At 48.4% G+C, this 15,657-nt stretch carries 15 protein-coding genes; 5 read left to right on the forward strand and 10 right to left on the reverse strand.

All coding sequences use genetic code 11. The features are described 5' to 3' along the window. Nucleotides 1–19 precede the first annotated feature (19 nt). The 5 genes from QM717_RS08330 (at nt 20) to QM717_RS08350 (ending at nt 3,825) form a co-directional block, all read left to right on the forward strand. Nucleotides 20–1,285, forward strand: coding sequence for an ATP-binding protein (locus tag QM717_RS08330; RefSeq protein WP_415036736.1), 1,266 nt, complete (start codon nt 20–22; stop codon nt 1,283–1,285). A gap of 88 nt (nt 1,286–1,373) precedes the next feature. Next, nucleotides 1,374–1,766, forward strand: coding sequence for a hypothetical protein (locus QM717_RS08335; RefSeq protein ID WP_415036738.1), 393 nt, complete (start codon nt 1,374–1,376; stop codon nt 1,764–1,766). Nucleotides 1,767–1,769: 3 nt separating this feature from the next. Then, nucleotides 1,770–2,417: a hypothetical protein gene (locus QM717_RS08340; RefSeq protein ID WP_415036740.1), complete on the forward strand. Its 648-nt coding sequence runs from the start codon at nt 1,770–1,772 to the stop codon at nt 2,415–2,417. Continuing rightward, on the forward strand, nt 2,390–3,178 hold the full coding sequence (locus QM717_RS08345; protein ID WP_415036742.1) for a sensor histidine kinase: 789 nt from the start codon (nt 2,390–2,392) through the stop codon (nt 3,176–3,178). Before QM717_RS08340 ends, QM717_RS08345 begins: the two co-directional genes overlap by 28 nt. Nucleotides 3,179–3,180: 2 nt before the next feature. Continuing rightward, nucleotides 3,181–3,825, forward strand: coding sequence for a response regulator (locus tag QM717_RS08350; RefSeq protein ID WP_415036744.1), 645 nt, complete (start codon nt 3,181–3,183; stop codon nt 3,823–3,825). A 1-nt stretch (nt 3,826) separates the two neighbouring features. Here QM717_RS08350 and QM717_RS08355 read toward each other — a convergent pair whose 3' ends face one another. From QM717_RS08355 to QM717_RS08400, 10 genes are all read right to left on the reverse strand, one after another. Next, nucleotides 3,827–4,708, reverse strand: a complete 882-nt coding sequence (locus tag QM717_RS08355) for an HlyD family secretion protein (RefSeq protein ID WP_415036746.1) — start codon at nt 4,706–4,708, stop codon at nt 3,827–3,829. Continuing rightward, nucleotides 4,635–5,114, reverse strand: coding sequence for a hypothetical protein (locus QM717_RS08360; protein WP_415036748.1), 480 nt, complete (start codon nt 5,112–5,114; stop codon nt 4,635–4,637). Before QM717_RS08360 ends, QM717_RS08355 begins: the two co-directional genes overlap by 74 nt. Nucleotides 5,115–5,117: 3 nt before the next feature. Further along, nucleotides 5,118–7,310, reverse strand: a complete 2,193-nt coding sequence (locus QM717_RS08365) for a peptidase domain-containing ABC transporter (protein WP_415036750.1) — start codon at nt 7,308–7,310, stop codon at nt 5,118–5,120. Continuing rightward, nucleotides 7,288–8,388 carry a grasp-with-spasm system SPASM domain peptide maturase gene (gwsS, locus tag QM717_RS08370; RefSeq protein ID WP_415036752.1) on the reverse strand — a complete coding sequence of 367 codons (1,101 nt, stop codon included), beginning with the start codon at nt 8,386–8,388 and terminating at the stop codon, nt 7,288–7,290. Before gwsS ends, QM717_RS08365 begins: the two co-directional genes overlap by 23 nt. A 161-nt stretch (nt 8,389–8,549) precedes the next feature. Next, nucleotides 8,550–9,485 (reverse strand): grasp-with-spasm system ATP-grasp peptide maturase, encoded by a 936-nt coding sequence (gwsG, locus tag QM717_RS08375; RefSeq protein ID WP_415036754.1) that lies wholly within the window; start codon nt 9,483–9,485, stop codon nt 8,550–8,552. A gap of 57 nt (nt 9,486–9,542) precedes the next feature. After that, nucleotides 9,543–9,758 carry a hypothetical protein gene (locus QM717_RS08380; protein WP_415036756.1) on the reverse strand — a complete coding sequence of 72 codons (216 nt, stop codon included), beginning with the start codon at nt 9,756–9,758 and terminating at the stop codon, nt 9,543–9,545. A gap of 25 nt (nt 9,759–9,783) precedes the next feature. Beyond that, the gene (locus tag QM717_RS08385) at nt 9,784–10,659 is read right to left on the reverse strand and encodes a hypothetical protein (protein ID WP_415036758.1); all 876 of its coding nucleotides are present in this window, start codon (nt 10,657–10,659) and stop codon (nt 9,784–9,786) included. 206 nt (nt 10,660–10,865) lie between these two features. Then, on the reverse strand, nt 10,866–11,732 hold the full coding sequence (locus QM717_RS08390) for a thiopeptide-type bacteriocin biosynthesis protein (RefSeq protein WP_415036760.1): 867 nt from the start codon (nt 11,730–11,732) through the stop codon (nt 10,866–10,868). A 3-nt stretch (nt 11,733–11,735) separates the two neighbouring features. After that, nucleotides 11,736–13,922: a lantibiotic dehydratase family protein gene (locus QM717_RS08395; protein ID WP_415036762.1), complete on the reverse strand. Its 2,187-nt coding sequence runs from the start codon at nt 13,920–13,922 to the stop codon at nt 11,736–11,738. Further along, nucleotides 13,922–15,601, reverse strand: a complete 1,680-nt coding sequence (locus QM717_RS08400) for a S8 family serine peptidase (protein ID WP_415036764.1) — start codon at nt 15,599–15,601, stop codon at nt 13,922–13,924. Before QM717_RS08400 ends, QM717_RS08395 begins: the two co-directional genes overlap by 1 nt. Nucleotides 15,602–15,657: the final 56 nt, after the last annotated feature.

Here is a 15,657-nt window from a genome sequence, read left to right on the forward strand (position 1 = left end):
TTCATTTAATAGACAGATTATGCCATTCAAAGCTTTAAAACAATTCCTGCTCGCGCAGTTTTCAACAGCCGAAGACGGCCAGTCGTTCGATTTCGAAAATTCATTTGCCGAGGCGCTCGAACGGCCCACCACGCATGAGGAAGCGGTCATTTTGCTGATGGCGTTGGCTCCGCATGTCCATCCCGATTTTTTTGACGAGATTGTACGCGAACTGCATCCGGACGGTGGCGATTTCCCTGAATTCGGGGGTGTCCGGGAAGGCAATCACCGCGGCATGATGCCCACGGGCGAAACCGTACTTTGTGTATTGGCCGGGGAAGCCATCGATTCTCGGCTCGAAATCCAGCGGCTTTTTTCGCCCGAACATTGGTTTGCCAAAGAAAATATTTTGCTGTTGGAGCAAGTAAGCGAAGGCCAGCCGATGATGAGCGGCAAACTCATTTTGCCCAAGGCGGTGGTGCATTTGCTGTCGTATGGCGAAAAACTCAAACCCAAGTTCGGGTCTGATTTTCCGGCACAGGAAGTCAGTACGCCGATGGACTGGGACGACCTCGTGGTCAACGAAACCGTTGCGGCACAAATCAACCAGATTAAGCTCTGGATCAGCCACCACCAAACCCTGATGACCGACTGGGGCATGGGCAAACACCTCCTGCCTGGATTCCGAACTTTGTTCTACGGTCCATCCGGGACGGGAAAAACGCTAACGGCAACCTTGCTCGGCAAACAATTCGGCCGACCGGTCTACCGCATCGATTTGTCGCAGGTGGTATCGAAATACATAGGCGAAACCGAAAAGAACCTCGAAAAGATTTTCCGCCAGGCCGAACACAAAAACTGGATTTTATTGTTTGACGAAGCCGATGCGTTGTTTGGCAAACGCACGAGCGCCAAATCGTCGAACGACCGTTATGCCAACCAGGAAGTGAGCTATTTGCTGCAACGCATCGAGCGGTTCAACGGGTTGGTCATCCTGACTTCGAATTTCAAGAACAACATCGACGATGCGTTTTTGCGACGGTTCAATTCGATCGTCAAGTTTGCCAAGCCGACCATTGAGCAGCGCCTGAAATTGTGGGCCAACGCCATCCCGAAAAAGATCGGCGCCAACCGAGAATTGATCGGACAGTTGGCGATAGAATATGAGTTGACCGGTGCCCAGATTGTCTCGGCCATTATGCATGCCTCTTTGTTGGCGCTCGAGGAAAAGGTTGATTTTCTTTTCGAAGGAGAACCTGTTGCTCGGAATCAAAAGCGAATACGACAAGGAAGAACGGCATTTTAGCCTGATTTGAGTACAAAAAAGGGGTTTTTCCCCTTGCGCTGCTATTGGGTTAGGACTAGATTTGTGGAGAACCACAAAACAAATCATTATGAAACCGGAAAAAGCAATCAATGTAGAAACCGCCAGGGAACTGAGCGCCAATTACAACAAGACCAGGGCCGAACTGCACAAATCGGTGCTGGGCAAAGACGATTCCAATGCCGTGTGGTATTCACTGGCGGAATTGGAAGAATACATCAATTATATTAAAGAAGAGGGGGCGAAAAAAGGATATGCCGTCGAGGGCATCCGTTTCTATATGGGTGTTTATCCGGACACGGCGCCCAATGGGCACGCCGGATACACGACGCTGTTTTTGGCACCCACGGGCAAGAAAGCGGGCGACGATACCCAGGAACCTTTTTCAAGGGACATCCTGGACATCGAGGCGATGAATTTCGGCTCGATGGGCAACCCTCCCAAATTTGAATACGGAGCCTGATTTATGTTTGAAAACCTGAGATTCTTTATTGTTTATTTGGCTTTGCTGTCGGGCATCTGCGGATTGATTTCCTGGAACAAATTGCCCAACCGCAAAGCAAAATTGATTGTAATGTCGATCGGGTTTTCTGTACTTACCGAAACCATCGGGACGCATTTTACCAAGTGGACCGGATTGCTCAATTATGGGGTGTACAATGTATACATCCTGGCGATTTTCAGCCTGTATATCGTAATCCTCCAGATGTTGCTCAAAAAAGCCGCCTACAAGAGCCTGTCGTTGGTATTGCTGTTTTTGTTTTGGCTATTTTTTGGCATCAACTATCTGTTCCTGCAACGCGATTTCGGGCAAATCCTGACCAATAGTTATGTGTTGGGGGTTTTGTGCATTGTGGTATTGGGTTTTTTGTACCTGCTCGAATTGTTCAGTTCGAACCTCGTGCTCAATTACAGCAAATCGATTTTCTTTTGGTTTGTACTCGGGATTTTGATCTTTCATGTCCCGTTTTTGCCCTTTATGTTGTCATTGCGTTGGTTTTTAATCGATTATAGTCCTTCTGTTTACGGATTAATACTATTTTTCTTAAATTTACTAATGAATTTTTGTTTTATAGTGGGATTCCTATGCAGCGAGAAGAAATACAACTATTGATCATTTCCTCAAGTATCGTATTGTTTACTTTACTGCTCACGTTGTTTACGCTTTTTTATTTTTTCCAGAAAAAGAAATCGCGTTTCTTGGTCGAAAAGATGGAAGACGACCTGTTGTTCCAGTCGGAGCTGATCAAATCCAAAATCGAAATCAAGGAACAAACGCTGACCACGGTGAGCCGCGAATTGCACGACAACATCGGACAGGTACTCGCAGTGGCACTCATGCAGATGAACATCCTGATCGAAGACGAAAGCCAATGCACCAAGGAAAGCTTGGTCAACCTAAGGTACCTCGTCAACAAATCGCTCGATGAAATCCGCGTGTTGTCCAAACTGATGAACGGCGATGTCGTGATCAAGTCGAGTTTTATCGATGCGGTCTCCGACGATCTGCAACGCATCGAGCAGCTCAAGAAAATACAATGCAGTTTGCAGGTCAGCGGTCCGGTGCAGCCCATCAACCGCGAGCACGAAACGATCATTTACCGCATTTTGCAGGAGTCGATTTCGAACATTCTCAAGCATTCGCACAGCGAAACCATTGCCATCGATGTACATTTTGACGACCATCGTTGCAACATCCGGATTGCCGATTCGGGGAAAGGATTCGATGCCAAAACCGTCGCCAAAGGCAATGGGCTGTCCAATATAGAGACGCGCGCGCAGGTCATCGGGGCGCGTTTCCAGATCGAGTCGGCTTCTGGAAAAGGCGCCGAAATACAGATAGATTATCCCATTCACACCGAAGAATACCATTGATTATGGACCAGATCAAAATCACGATTGTAGACGATCACCTGCTGTTCTCGCAGTCGCTGTCGTTCCTGATCGGCAGTTTCAAGGAGTTTGCTGTCGTCGGCAATTACGGCAACGGCAAGGAATTCATCCAGGCATTGGCCACAGCCGACCCAATGCCCGACATTGTATTGCTCGACGTCAACATGCCCATCATGGATGGCGTGGAAACGATGAAATGGCTCAAGGCCAACCGGCCCGAACTCAAGGTCATCGCGCTGTCGGTCAACGATGACGAAGACACCATCATCCGCATGATCACCAACGGGGCCAAGGGTTATTTGCTCAAGGACACGCACCCCAAGACGTTGTATGAGGCGTTGCTCGAAACCCACAACAAGGGATTTTATTATTCGGAGATGGTCTCGGGGCTGCTCGTCAACCAATTGGGCAACCACGGCAACAAGGTCACACTCAAGGAACGCGAGGTCGAATTCATCAAGCTCGCCTGTACCGAGAAAACCTACAAGGAGATTGCCTCGGGCATGTGCCTGAGTCCCAAAACCATCGACGGCTACCGCGAAAGCCTGTTCCAGAAACTCGAGATCAAGACGCGCATCGGGTTGGTGTTGTATGCGATCAAGAACAAGATCGTCGCGGTGGAAAAATAGGCTAGCGTTTAAAAATGTCGCGGAACTGGTACAGCAACCGTTCAATCAACCGCAAATCTTCGGTGATGATGTCGGCGGTACCGGCCATTTCCTGGTGGAAGACGATTTTCTTTTCATAAGAGGTTTCCAGGCCCTGGGGCAGCGCTACATCGATGAGCAGGTTGCCGTCCTTGTCAGGGGTAAGCGATATGGCCTTTACAGTGCCACGGACAGTTCCAAACTCGGTATCGGGATAATTGGCCAAACGGATGTTGACGATCTGTCCGATCCGGATCTTGCCCGAATTGAGCGCCTTGGCCTTGGCCTTCCCGATGAAACCGTGTTCGTTGGTTGGGATGACCGTGAATACATTCTCACCGATATCGACCGTTTGGTTCTCGGCCCAAAGCTGCAGATAGGAAACTTTCCCATCGATGGCCGACCGCAGCACATAATTGAGTTCCCAGTCCTTGATTGCTTTTTTGAGCTGGTAAAACGCCTGGATGGCATTGCGCTCGAGATTGACCGTTTCCTTGTTCTCGTTGATTTTGGTGGTCTTGCTGCTGCGATCGAGCTCGTTGAGTGAAGACTTGAGTTGCGAAATCGTACTGAGCAGGCTTTTGTAATTTTTCTGTGCCTGCAGGTAAAGCAAACGTTGTTTTTCGATTTCCTGTTGGGCGATGATCCCTTTTTTGTGCAAGGTTTCATAGCGATCCAGGTCGCTTTTCTGCAAAGCCAATTCATTTTCGTTGAGGGTTCTTTGGGATTCCAGTAAATTCAAGCGTTCCTTGAGCTGTGTGCCCTCATAACTTTGGGAAGCGCCTTCCACCTTATAAGGCTGGAGTTTTTGGTTCAAGGCTTCGGCAACGTATTCTTTCTTCGAACACGGCAAAACTGCTTTCAATGTCGCCGAGCTGCAACGCCTTGAGCTTCTCGAAAGGAAAGCTGCTCTTGTCGATGTCGATGGTATCGACAATGCTCTTGAGCAGGAAGACATCTTTGTAATTGGCCGTGTTTTCGATGATGGCCATGGCCGTATTTTTCGAAATGACCGCTTTGTCGCGGACCAATATGGTTTCGATTTTCCCCGATGTCTTGGCCTTGAGTTTTTGGGGTGGGACATTGGTGGTGATGATGATTTCAGCCGGGATGATGTCGGGGTATTTGACGAGCCAGGACACAAAAAAGAGCATGGCCATGATCGTCAGGATCACGACCGAACCCCAGCGGATGATCCAATGCGGCACCCGCGTGAGGATTTCCTGTACTTCTTCGCTTCGCAATTCAAAAGAGGTGTTGTGATCTTCCATAATTTACGTCCCTAATTGCAGTTGATTTTTGACCAGTTGGAAATAACTTCCCTTGAGGTTGACCAATTCCTGGTGGTTCCCGATTTCGACGACCTTGCCTTTTTCGAGCACCACGATCTGGTCGGCATTCATGACCGTACTGAGGCGGTGCGCGATGACCACGACCGTTTTGTCCTTGAAGAACAGGTTGAGTTTTTGCATGATTTCCTTTTCGTTGTTGGCATCGAGCGCTGAGGTGGCCTCGTCGAAAAACAACATTTCCGGATTTTTGTACACCGCGCGCGCAATCAGCAAACGCTGTTTCTGCCCCGTGCTCATGCCCATGCCTTCCATACCGATCTTGGTGTTGTAACCCAACGGATGGTCCTGGATGAATTCGCGGATGTTGGCCACATCGGAGGCATAGACCAACCGCTCCTTGTTGATGGTATCCACACCGATGGCAATATTATTGGCAATCGTATCATTAAAAATATAGCCTTCCTGCATGACCACGCCCACATGGTAGCGCCAGGTTTTCTGTGCGATTTTTTCCAACGGGGTTTTGTGGACCGAAATGTTGCCCGAACTGGGTTCGTAAAACTTGAGCAACAATTTCATCAGCGTCGTCTTGCCGCTGCCACTGCTGCCCACGATGGCCGTAATCTTGCGCGCGGGAATCGTCAGGTTGAGGTTTTCGAGCACGTTGACATCGGAACCGGCATAACGGAATCCCAGATCCTTGATGACGATGTCGGCATCTTCGGGAATCTCGTGCGTTTTTTGGTCGTCTTCCTGCGCCTCGTCTTCCTTGTCGTGGATTTCGGACAAACGCGCCAGCGATATCTTGGCGTCCTGCGCCTCGCGGATGAAACTGATCAACTGGATGATCGGGCCGTTCAAACTGCCCACGATGCTGCTGATGGCCATCATCATCCCAAGTGTAATCTGTCCGTCGATGACCAGTTTGGCCGACAGGAACACGATCAGGATGTTCTTGAGTTCATTGATGAAATTCGAACCGATGTTCTGGGTCTGTTCGAGTACGAGGCTTTTCATCGAAACGCGGAACAAACGCGCCTGTATGTATTCCCAGCCCCAGCGTTTCTGCTTCTCGGCATTGTGGAGCTTGATTTCCTGCATGCCGTTGATGAGTTCGATGACCTTGCTTTGTTCCTGGCTGATTTCGGCAAAACGCTTGTAGTCGAGGGTTTCCCTGCGTTTGAGGAAAAGCACCACCCAAAGGAAATAGCAAAAACTGCCCAGAAAAAAGACCACGAAAATGCTCAGGTTGTAATAGGCCAGGACCGCGCCCATGACGAGCATGTTGAAAAACGAGAACAAAACACTCAGCGACGAAGTGGTCAGGATGCGCTCGATGCGGTTGTGGTCACTGATGCGTTGCAGGATGTCACCCGTCATGCGCACATCGAAAAACGAGATGGGCAGGTTCATGAGCTTGATGAAAAAGTCAGAGATCAACGAGATGTTGATCCTCGTGGACAGGTGCAGCAAAATCCAGCTACGGATGAATTCGAGCGCCGTTTTGCCCAAGAACAAAAACAACTGCGCGAATAAAATCATGTAGATGAAATGGATGTTCTGGTTGTGGATGCCCACATCGACCACGCTCTGCGTCAAAAAGGGAAACACGAGCTGGAGCAGACTGCCCGCGAGCAACCCGATCGTCAATTGGATCACGAACGATTTGTACGGAAAAATATACCGCAGCAGCAAACCGAAGCCAAAAGCCTTTTGGTCTTCCTTGTCGAATTCCGATTCGTGGAATTTGGGTGTGGGCTCCATCAAAAGCGCGATGCCGTCCTCGGTATGTTCATCGGCATTGTTCCCGATCCAGTATTTGAGGAAATCTTCCTTGCTGTATTCGATCAGGCCGACGGCGGGATCCGAAATGTAAAAAGTATTTTTCTTGATTTTGTACAGCACCACATAATGGTCCTTGTTCCAATGCAGGATGCAGGGCAGCGGCGCCTCCGACAGCTTGTTCAGGCTCAGCTTGACGCCCAGGGTCCGAAAACCGATCTGTTCGGCCGCATCGCTCAGGAACAACAAATTGCTGCCCTCGCGGTTGGTTTCGGACAATTGCCGCAGCGTCTGTATTTTCAAGACCTTGCCATAGTATTTGGCAATGATTTTTATGCAGGTCGGTCCACAGTCTTTGGTTTCGGCTTGCCTATAATTTGGAAATTTGAACATCTTTTTTGATTAATTCCTGCATATCATAAAAAGCAATGGCGCTTTGTTTCAACGGATTGGTGCTCCACTCCTCCCACTGGTTGGTATACGGGCTGTAGCCGCATTTCAATGGTTTGGAATACGGATTTTCGGGCTGTTCGGTGAAAGCGCGGCAATCAGTACAAATATGGCGAAATTCACAATCTTTACAAACATCAATCTCATCTTTGGTGATATTCCAGTATTTTTTGAAATCGGGCTGCCTGAGCGCGTCCGCGAGCGTAGTGTCCCTGATGTTGCCAAAACTTTGGGTCGTGGCCGGACAGTTCTTGATGTTGCCGAACTGGTCGATCGACAGTTTTTTGTGGAGACAGCTATTGTGATTCAGTGATTCAGCCAGGTTGTCGATGTTGGTGTAGAAATTCTTGAGGTTGACCACGCCGCATTGCTTGAAACTGGTAATGTCGCTTTCGATGTAGTGCACGTCGAAACTGCCAATGTCGCCCACCTCGAGTTTTTTGGCGAATGGGCTGTTGTGCAGGTGCAGCGAGACGATTTTGGTATGGTAGACCTCGGTCATGCCCGCGATGAGTTCGGGGGTCAAGGCCGCATCGTATTTCCCGTGGATTTCATAGGAAACCATGCGGATCGGGCGCATGATTTCGTTGATTTCATTGATTTCGGCCAAACTCAGCGGCGCATATTTGACGATCGACACATAGATGCAGCCGAGTCCGTGCAATTGCCCAATGGTATCCTTGAAGACCGCATCGACCGTGTTGAGTTCGATGATGGCGTTGCTGATCTGGTTGGGGATTTCGAATTTGAAATCGATGGGCGGGAACAAATCGAAATCCGCACGCGTGCAAAGGAATCCATAATTCCCCGACACTAAAAAATTGAGGTATTGCCCGATGGCTTCCGCGGCGCCATACATCTGCTTGAGCGCGTCGATGGTGCTGCCGCTTTCGAGTCTTTCGACAATCTCGGCCAGGTCGAGCGGGATCAAGGTAGATTTCTCTTTTTGCAAATCCATCATCAATGCCCGGCTGGCGCCTTTTACGATCTTGCAGTTTGAAAATAGTTTGAAGTGTTCCATATCATTTGAACCTCAGGGCTTTTTTAGAAAAAGGCAGTACCTTTTTTTTGCTGGTTTGAAAGAATTTATTTTCGGCATAGGTGAGCACCATGAAAGCAGGTTCCTGGGGCTCGATTTTTTTGAAGCAAAGCTGCATGCCTTGGCTTTCTTTCTTAAAATCCTCAATCTTCATAACACAAATATTTGGCGATTTCTTTTTCGATGTTGTAGTTGCAGGGCGAGGAAACCATCCCGAATTGCCCCACTGGGTTGACCTCGAGGAAAACATATTCGTTGTTCTTGGTCAGGATGAAGTCGATCGAACCGCAATCGAGGTTGATTTTCTTCATGAGCCGGTCTACTTTCTGCGCGATGTCGGTCGGCAATTGGAACGGGATATTTTTGTTGGGGTTGACTTTGTTGTAGATCCTGAAATCGGTTTTGGTTTCTTCGGTATCTTGCGAAAAAATGGCCATCGACCAGATTTTCCCACGGAAATAAAACGAACGGATTTCTATTTTTTTCTCGATGTTGTGTTGGAATAAGGAAGGCGAAAAAGTGTCGTGTGCCATATCGTCCTCTTGTACGGCCACGGTAAAAATGACCCCGCTGCAATCGTCGAAGTCGAAACCTGCCGCGGCCAGATAGTTTTTGGTGATCAGCGCGCTCGAGGCCAATGCTTTGGTGACGTCTTTTTTGTTTTCCAGAAGATAGGTTTCGGGAATGGCCAGCCCGGCCTTTTGCGCTTCTTCCAAAACAATGAGTTTGTTGACATTCGAATGGAAATAGTCATTGATGGTTCTTTTCTGCGCGAGCTTGTAATGCACATATTCTTCGAGTACCTTTGTTTCTTCTTCCCTCAAATCGGCAAACGAAGTGTTGCCATCGAAATGGTAACGGATGCGACCCCTGCGGTACCAAAACGAGTCGATTTGGTTCAGGAACACTTTCTGGTTGTCGCCATAGGTAATGGCAATGTCGTTGTATTCGAACGAAAGGCTGTAATCCTGGTCGTCATTGATGCGGATGATCTTGGCGTCTTTTTCGATGCTGTAAATCCAGTCCATCACGTGATCGGTCGTCGAATCCATGCAGGAGCTTGAAATGAGTATGGTCATAGTAAAACGTTTAAATGTTTAGAGGGCCCGTAAAAGCCCTCTAAATTTTTCTTTTGATTACGGCTCGATTGATCCGTTGTGGCTCAGGAATTTTTTACCGTTGCTTGTATCGAGATACTCCCAGTGGTCGTTGTCGTTTCCGACAGTTGGCCAGTCTTCTTTGCAGATACAGTCGGCTTGTCCTTTACCGCCTACTACTTCTGCCATTTGCAATTCAGTGATTACGTTTTGATTTTCGTTTTGAAAATCTGCGAGGTTTTTTAATGCTCTCATGTTTAACTATATTTAAAATTAATACTCAAAATGGAATCGCGGGCAGCCCGATTTTTTCTCTGGCCCTGTTGGTGGCTGCCTTGTCGGTTGGTTTGTAATCTTTATAGGTCCCGAGATAGGTATAAGGCGTTTCTTGCTTGAGCACGGCGGTGTGTACATCGAGCATGCCGGCATAAATATCCCGCGGGCATTTGCCTTTTTTTACTTCATCGAGCAGAATCGGTTCGAGTTCCATCGCGCCGGGCAAGCTCAGGTGCTTGAGCAGTACGCTCAGGTAAGCCGGCGAAATGGTCTCATTGTTGCCATTGCCCCCAACAAGCCTGAAATCGGGATAACCGTACCGCTTGATGAAATGGACGATGTAGGGCTCGTTGATTCGGTCGACCGAATCGATCTTTTTTTCGTCCTTGGTCATCCTGCGGATGCTTTGGTCTTTCTTGAAAATTTCAATGATCGAATCGCGCAAACCCACATTGAGGTTTTTCCGGAAAACCAGGTATTTATTTTTCAATTCTCCGTGCGACCATTGGCTTTGTTTGCGCAGGTTTTCCCATAATTCCCCTTCGTAATCGGCCACATCATAGCCGTAATCGGAGATCAGGATCTCAACGATTGCGTCGAGTTTGTCTTTTTTGCCGCGTTCGAGCGCCAATTCGGCGTAGATTTCCAGTTCATCCACAAACAGCGTATTGATGGGCTTGAATTGGTTGAACAGGCTGTCGAGCAGTTCAAAACATTTTTGGTTTTCCTTTTGGGTGTACAGCTTTTTGGCCTGTTCCACTTTGAGGTAATAAGGGATGTAATTCGCCTGTTTTGGATTGGAAACCGCTGTTGCATTTTGACGCGCTGAACACGAAACGATCAGCGCCATAATGAACAGAAATAATCCCAATTTTTTCATGTTTTGTAAACTTTAACCCAACCGTTTTGCCGATTGCTTTTCTCAAAATTAGAGATTCGGTTGAACCGGCAATAGCTTTTTTTTGAATGCCACACGACATTCCAGAATTTCGGGTTTTTAGTTATTTAAATAACTGTAAAACAATAATTTACATAAATGAAAACAACTGAATTTTTCTCCAAAAAAGAGCCCCGATGGCGTCTGGACTATCGGGGCTCGAGCGGTTGCGATTTGAAAAAAGTCTTTTTCTTGTAATGCCGGTGCAGGTGATCGTAAATCAGGCATTCATATTGGCGTTGTTTGGAGGTAAATTGGCGGTTGACCATCATGTGAATGTGGCTTTGGAGGAAGTCGAACAGCGCAACTTGTAAGTTTTCTTTTATAAACAAAATCAAAGGCTGAAGTTGCTGTTGTTTTTGGGCGACCAATTGTACCAATTCGGCCTGCAGTTCATCCCCAACATGGCCAAAAGCGTCTATTTTTGGTGCCAACCCGCGGAAATTTTTATCGAATTCCTTCTTTAAAACCTTGTCGGCGTTGAATTCTTTCTTGAAAGCGAGCTGCAATTCATCGGCTAGTGCGCATTTTTCAGCAACAGTCAACGAAAATCCCTCCAAAAAAGCGTCAATCGAAAACAGGCTGAAAAACAATTCGGTCTCGGGATTCCCAAAATAAGGTTTCAAGGCCGTGTACTGCACCACCATTTCACTGTCCCAATAAAAAAGACTCTCGGAAACCTCCATCGTGGCGGTGCCATACCGTTCGATTTCACGGTTGTAGGTGTCGGTTTGGAGTTTCCAGACCAAATCGTTTTGGAGCAATTCGTCGAAAATGGGGTACAAGGTTTGGATGACCAGCGCCGTTTTTTCTGGCGTGGCGCAATGCAACCGCAACCGCAGGTGTTCCTCGGGGTCTTTGTATCGGATGAAAAACCATTGATCGATGGCGCCTTGCTGCTTCAAATCGGAGATGACGGGATGCAATTTTTGCGACAAAACAAGGTCGGCCGTCTTGACGCCCGTGTAGATTTTATAGTACAGCCATTCGCTGCCCAGGCAAAAGTTTCGCTTCATGGCTTATTGTTTAAAGAAGGACAAGATGATTTGGTTGGTATAGCTGTCGCCGTTGGTGTTTTTAACCACGGTGTCGGCATCGAAAAGGAATTCCTCCAAAGTGACCTGGGTATAATTTTTCACCGATCGCAGGAACAATTGGATGCCCATCACGGTGTCTAAATCCAATAAGAGGGTATTGTCGCCATTGACCCAGTTGACCCATCTCGGGATTTTTCTGTGCTGTTTCCAGGTTTCGAATGCCGTCGCCAAATCGGATCCGGCCAATGGATGAAAGGCCGCGATTTCTTGGTCGGCGACTCTCCATTTGGCCTTGGCCAAGATGACCTCTTTGTAAACCACCCTCGGAAAGAAAACATAATGCTGCTGCAAAATGCCCCAGTCGAAACCATAAACCGGCTTGAGGCGTTGCGCCTGCAAATCGCACAGGAATTGGTAAATGGGCAAAGCCTGGTGGCTGTAATTGTGGGCGTTGGACAGACATGGAATGACTTCCTTATTGTGTTTTTTCGACCGCAGCACGATGGCATTGTCCTTGACCGAAACCATCAGGTCCGAAACCGGAATCTGGAAATCCCGTGCTACGCCGCTGGGGGACAGATACGGAATTTCAAACTCCCGCAAAACAGGTCTCCTGAGAATATTGCCGGTTCTCGATTGCGGAATGTGGGCAATTTCGGCCAGGATCTTGTCCGGGAATTGGGCCGTTTCCTTCTCGATAATTTCTAAGGTCAATCGGTGGATGCCGGGATTTCCATGGCAAAAGCGGCCCAATAATTTGGCGGCGCTGATTCCCGCAACCGATTCGAGCGCGATTTGCCGACCATCGGCGGTGGATACCAGCTCGAGCATGACCGAAAGTGTGGCCGGGCTGTGCTCCCAATGGCTGTCGAAATCGGGGAAATCTTTTTCGGTCAATAGGATTTCGGGTTGGTCCTTGGCGATGGCCTGTTGTAATTTCTGTTCCAGGATCAAGTCGTTGGGCGACCAATTTTGGCTTTGCGAAGGTTTGCCATTTGTCTTGAAAGATAGAGGGTCGAGCAGCGGATGCATGTCATTCATGCCCGACTGTTGCAGGTAACCGATGCCGGTCTCGGTGTCCAAAACCGTGGCGAGCGGCATTTCGCGTGTTTCGTAACGTTGCGAAAAGGCTTTGATAAATTGTTGTTGGTTGGGCAACGGCTGTTTTTGCTGGATGCCGTTCAGGAAATGCAATGCCTGTTTGACTTGCGTTGCGATTTTTTGGTCGAGCGCATGATGCACCGTAGCCGTATTCAAATCGGTTTGGAAAAGGTATTTCTCGTCGTAGGGACAATCGATTTCGGCCACCAACTTTTTAAGGGCGGTATATTGGCTGGATTCGGGAACGATTCCCTGGTCGAGCCAATCGAGCTGTACCTTGGTTTGTTGGAGCAGGTCCAACTCCCGGCCCAAGGCCGGAATTTTGGATAGGATACCAAAAACGCGCTGCCATTCGTCATTACCGGTAACCGGTGCGTCGAGTTCACTCACGAGCAATTGAAAATCGATCAATTGGTGGATGTATTCGAGTGCTTCTTCCTGTTCCGACGTATCCTCGGCCAACAAGGCCACCATTTGGGAAACAGTCATTCCCGTTTGCGCGCGCCTCAGAAGATCGGCCAGCATTTCGGTTTGGGGTACCGCAGCAATATGGTGTTCCCGGTTGGTTTCCAGATATTTGTATTCGATGTAGCGGTAGAAATCCCCTTGGGCATAAAGCGAACTGTTGGGGTAGAACAGCAGGTAAGGCACGACATCCTTGCGTTTGGCAAAATGCTGCAACAGCGCAATCCAATAATGCATGTCGAATTGGGTGTGTCTCGTAAAATGTTCTTCAGCGGACAAAACAATCCGCGACTGATCCGAAAGGGCGCCCACGGAACAGCCCGCAAACAGCCCAAATGGCGTGCAACGGCTGCAGATCCTGGCGGTGTATTTCAAAAAAGAAAGTGCAACGGTTTGCTTTTTTTCCTTGGAATGTTGCGTCCAATGGTCCAGCGCTGTCATTAAATCGGGCGAAGCGATACCGATGGCTTCCTTGAAGTAGCGGTTTTGGTAAAGCCCCAAAAGTTTTTCGTCGCTGTAATTCTTGAGCAAATCCAAATACAAGCGGATCGGGAAAGCGGGATTCCGCAAAATGAAATTCGAAAAGGGATGTAGGGTCGGCATTATTTTTTTTCGCTGATGGTTTTGGCCATTTCCATGGCCCGATAAACGTTGAGTATTTTTCCCGATTTCGACAAATTCCGGAACGGGACTTTTTGGTTTTCACCACCCGGAATCCACACCTCAAGGTCATAGGCAGTGCCCGAATCGAGCAGGATTTGCTTGACTTGTTGTACGGTGAGCCCGGGATAATGCAGCCAGATCAATGCGGCGGCTCCCGAAACCATGGGCGCGGCAAGCGAAGTGCCCGAGTCCGATTGGTACTGGTTGCCCGGCACCGTCGTGAAGATTTGGGCGCCGGGTGCAAACAAATCGACATTGTTTTGCCCATAACCCGATGTGGCATGTACCAGCGCAACATCTGGTGTGTGTGTGCTGGCGCCGACGGTGATGAAATTGGAAGCCACTTCGGTATGGGTTTGGTACGAGTAATCGCTCGGGAAATAGGGATTTTTATCGATATCCATTCGCGTGTTTCCCGCCACATGCACAATCAGCACATTCTTTTGCTGGGCATATTGGATGGCCTCGGTGACCCATTGCTGTTCGAGCGAGAACTCTTTGCCAAACGACATATTGATGATTTTGGCCCCATGGTCGACGGCATAGTAAATGGCCATCGCGATGTCCTTGTCGTATTCGTCACCCGAGATCAAAAGCGCCAAGGGCATGATCCTGATCTGGTTCGAAAATCCTTTGATCCCGCTGTTGTTGCTTCGGTTGGCGGCAATGATGCCCGCCACTTCGGTACCGTGTTTTTGGTTTTGCCCAGCCGACACTTGGTTGTTGCCGTATCCTTTTTCCAAGATGTTGGGATTGTCCCCGATTAAATCGCGTTCGTTGTAAGCCAGGTTGGTATTCTTTTGCAGAATGGAATCGATTTCGGCTTTTTTCCGGATGATTTCGGCTACATTTTTTTCACCGCTTTCGACGAAATCGCGCATGTAATCGATCATCGCGCCCCGGTCGCGATCCTTGTCGTCGCGTCTTTGCCAGTAGGTTTTGTCGTTGGTCTTGTAAAGCGCATAGACGCTGTCGAGGTCTTTTAAGGTGTAATTTTCGTCAGGGAAAATTTTGCGGAGCGAATCTTTGCAGCTCGGGAAGATGTCGATGCTGAATTGCAACGATTTGCCCCAGTTTTGGTAAAATTTCCGATAATAATTTAGGGATGCGTTGGCGCGTTGGTATTCCTTGAAATGGTAGCGGTCTTGCTGTGAAAGTTGGGTCGTGTCCCTGTCCTTGAAATAAGGTTCCCACTTCCTGACCAGGCGCACATATTCCAAATTGCCCCAGCCGACACTGCCGCCCTGCTTTTTTCCGGTGAAGTTCCAGCCGTTGACATCGTCGGTGTAGCCGTTGTGGTCATCATCGAGCTGGTTGTCGGGTATTTCTTTTGTATTGACCCAGAGCTGGCCCTGCAGGTCTTCGTGGTTGAGATCGATAGGAGTGTCTAAAACCGCCACAATGATGGTGTTGGCGGTCTTAGGCACTTTTTTTTTCTGGTACAGTTTTTCTAATGATATTCCGGGAATGCCATCGGTGACAGGATCCTTGGCGTACCAAAATTGAAGCGTTTCAGGATTGGTTTTGTTTGGACTCTGCCCTTGTTGCGTGCGTTTTAACGAATTACAACCGACCGTTATTGTAAGTATAGCCGTCAAGAGGTAAAAGTATTTTCGCATGAATTTCTTTAGTTACGCCCTTTTGGAGGATCTGCAATAGCTTCCGGAAAGATAAG

Origin of the sequence: Flavobacterium sp., assembly GCF_047602195.1 — a bacterium.
Taxonomy (GTDB): domain Bacteria; phylum Bacteroidota; class Bacteroidia; order Flavobacteriales; family Flavobacteriaceae; genus Flavobacterium.

Bases quoted from the DNA above. Each gene is read 5' to 3' on its own strand.
- QM717_RS08330 (WP_415036736.1), top strand. From the start codon at position 20: ATGCCATTCAAAGCTTTAAAACAATTCCTGCTCGCGCAGTTTTCAACA.
- QM717_RS08335 (WP_415036738.1), top strand. From the start codon at position 1,374: ATGAAACCGGAAAAAGCAATCAATGTAGAAACCGCCAGGGAACTGAGC.
- QM717_RS08340 (WP_415036740.1), top strand. From the start codon at position 1,770: ATGTTTGAAAACCTGAGATTCTTTATTGTTTATTTGGCTTTGCTGTCG.
- QM717_RS08345 (WP_415036742.1), top strand. From the start codon at position 2,390: ATGCAGCGAGAAGAAATACAACTATTGATCATTTCCTCAAGTATCGTA.
- QM717_RS08350 (WP_415036744.1), top strand. From the start codon at position 3,181: ATGGACCAGATCAAAATCACGATTGTAGACGATCACCTGCTGTTCTCG.
- QM717_RS08360 (WP_415036748.1), bottom strand. From the start codon at position 5,114: ATGGAAGATCACAACACCTCTTTTGAATTGCGAAGCGAAGAAGTACAG.
- QM717_RS08365 (WP_415036750.1), bottom strand. From the start codon at position 7,310: ATGTTCAAATTTCCAAATTATAGGCAAGCCGAAACCAAAGACTGTGGA.
- gwsS (WP_415036752.1), bottom strand. From the start codon at position 8,388: ATGGAACACTTCAAACTATTTTCAAACTGCAAGATCGTAAAAGGCGCC.
- gwsG (WP_415036754.1), bottom strand. From the start codon at position 9,485: ATGACCATACTCATTTCAAGCTCCTGCATGGATTCGACGACCGATCAC.
- QM717_RS08380 (WP_415036756.1), bottom strand. From the start codon at position 9,758: ATGAGAGCATTAAAAAACCTCGCAGATTTTCAAAACGAAAATCAAAAC.
- QM717_RS08385 (WP_415036758.1), bottom strand. From the start codon at position 10,659: ATGAAAAAATTGGGATTATTTCTGTTCATTATGGCGCTGATCGTTTCG.
- QM717_RS08390 (WP_415036760.1), bottom strand. From the start codon at position 11,732: ATGAAGCGAAACTTTTGCCTGGGCAGCGAATGGCTGTACTATAAAATC.
- QM717_RS08395 (WP_415036762.1), bottom strand. From the start codon at position 13,922: ATGCCGACCCTACATCCCTTTTCGAATTTCATTTTGCGGAATCCCGCT.
- QM717_RS08400 (WP_415036764.1), bottom strand. From the start codon at position 15,601: ATGCGAAAATACTTTTACCTCTTGACGGCTATACTTACAATAACGGTC.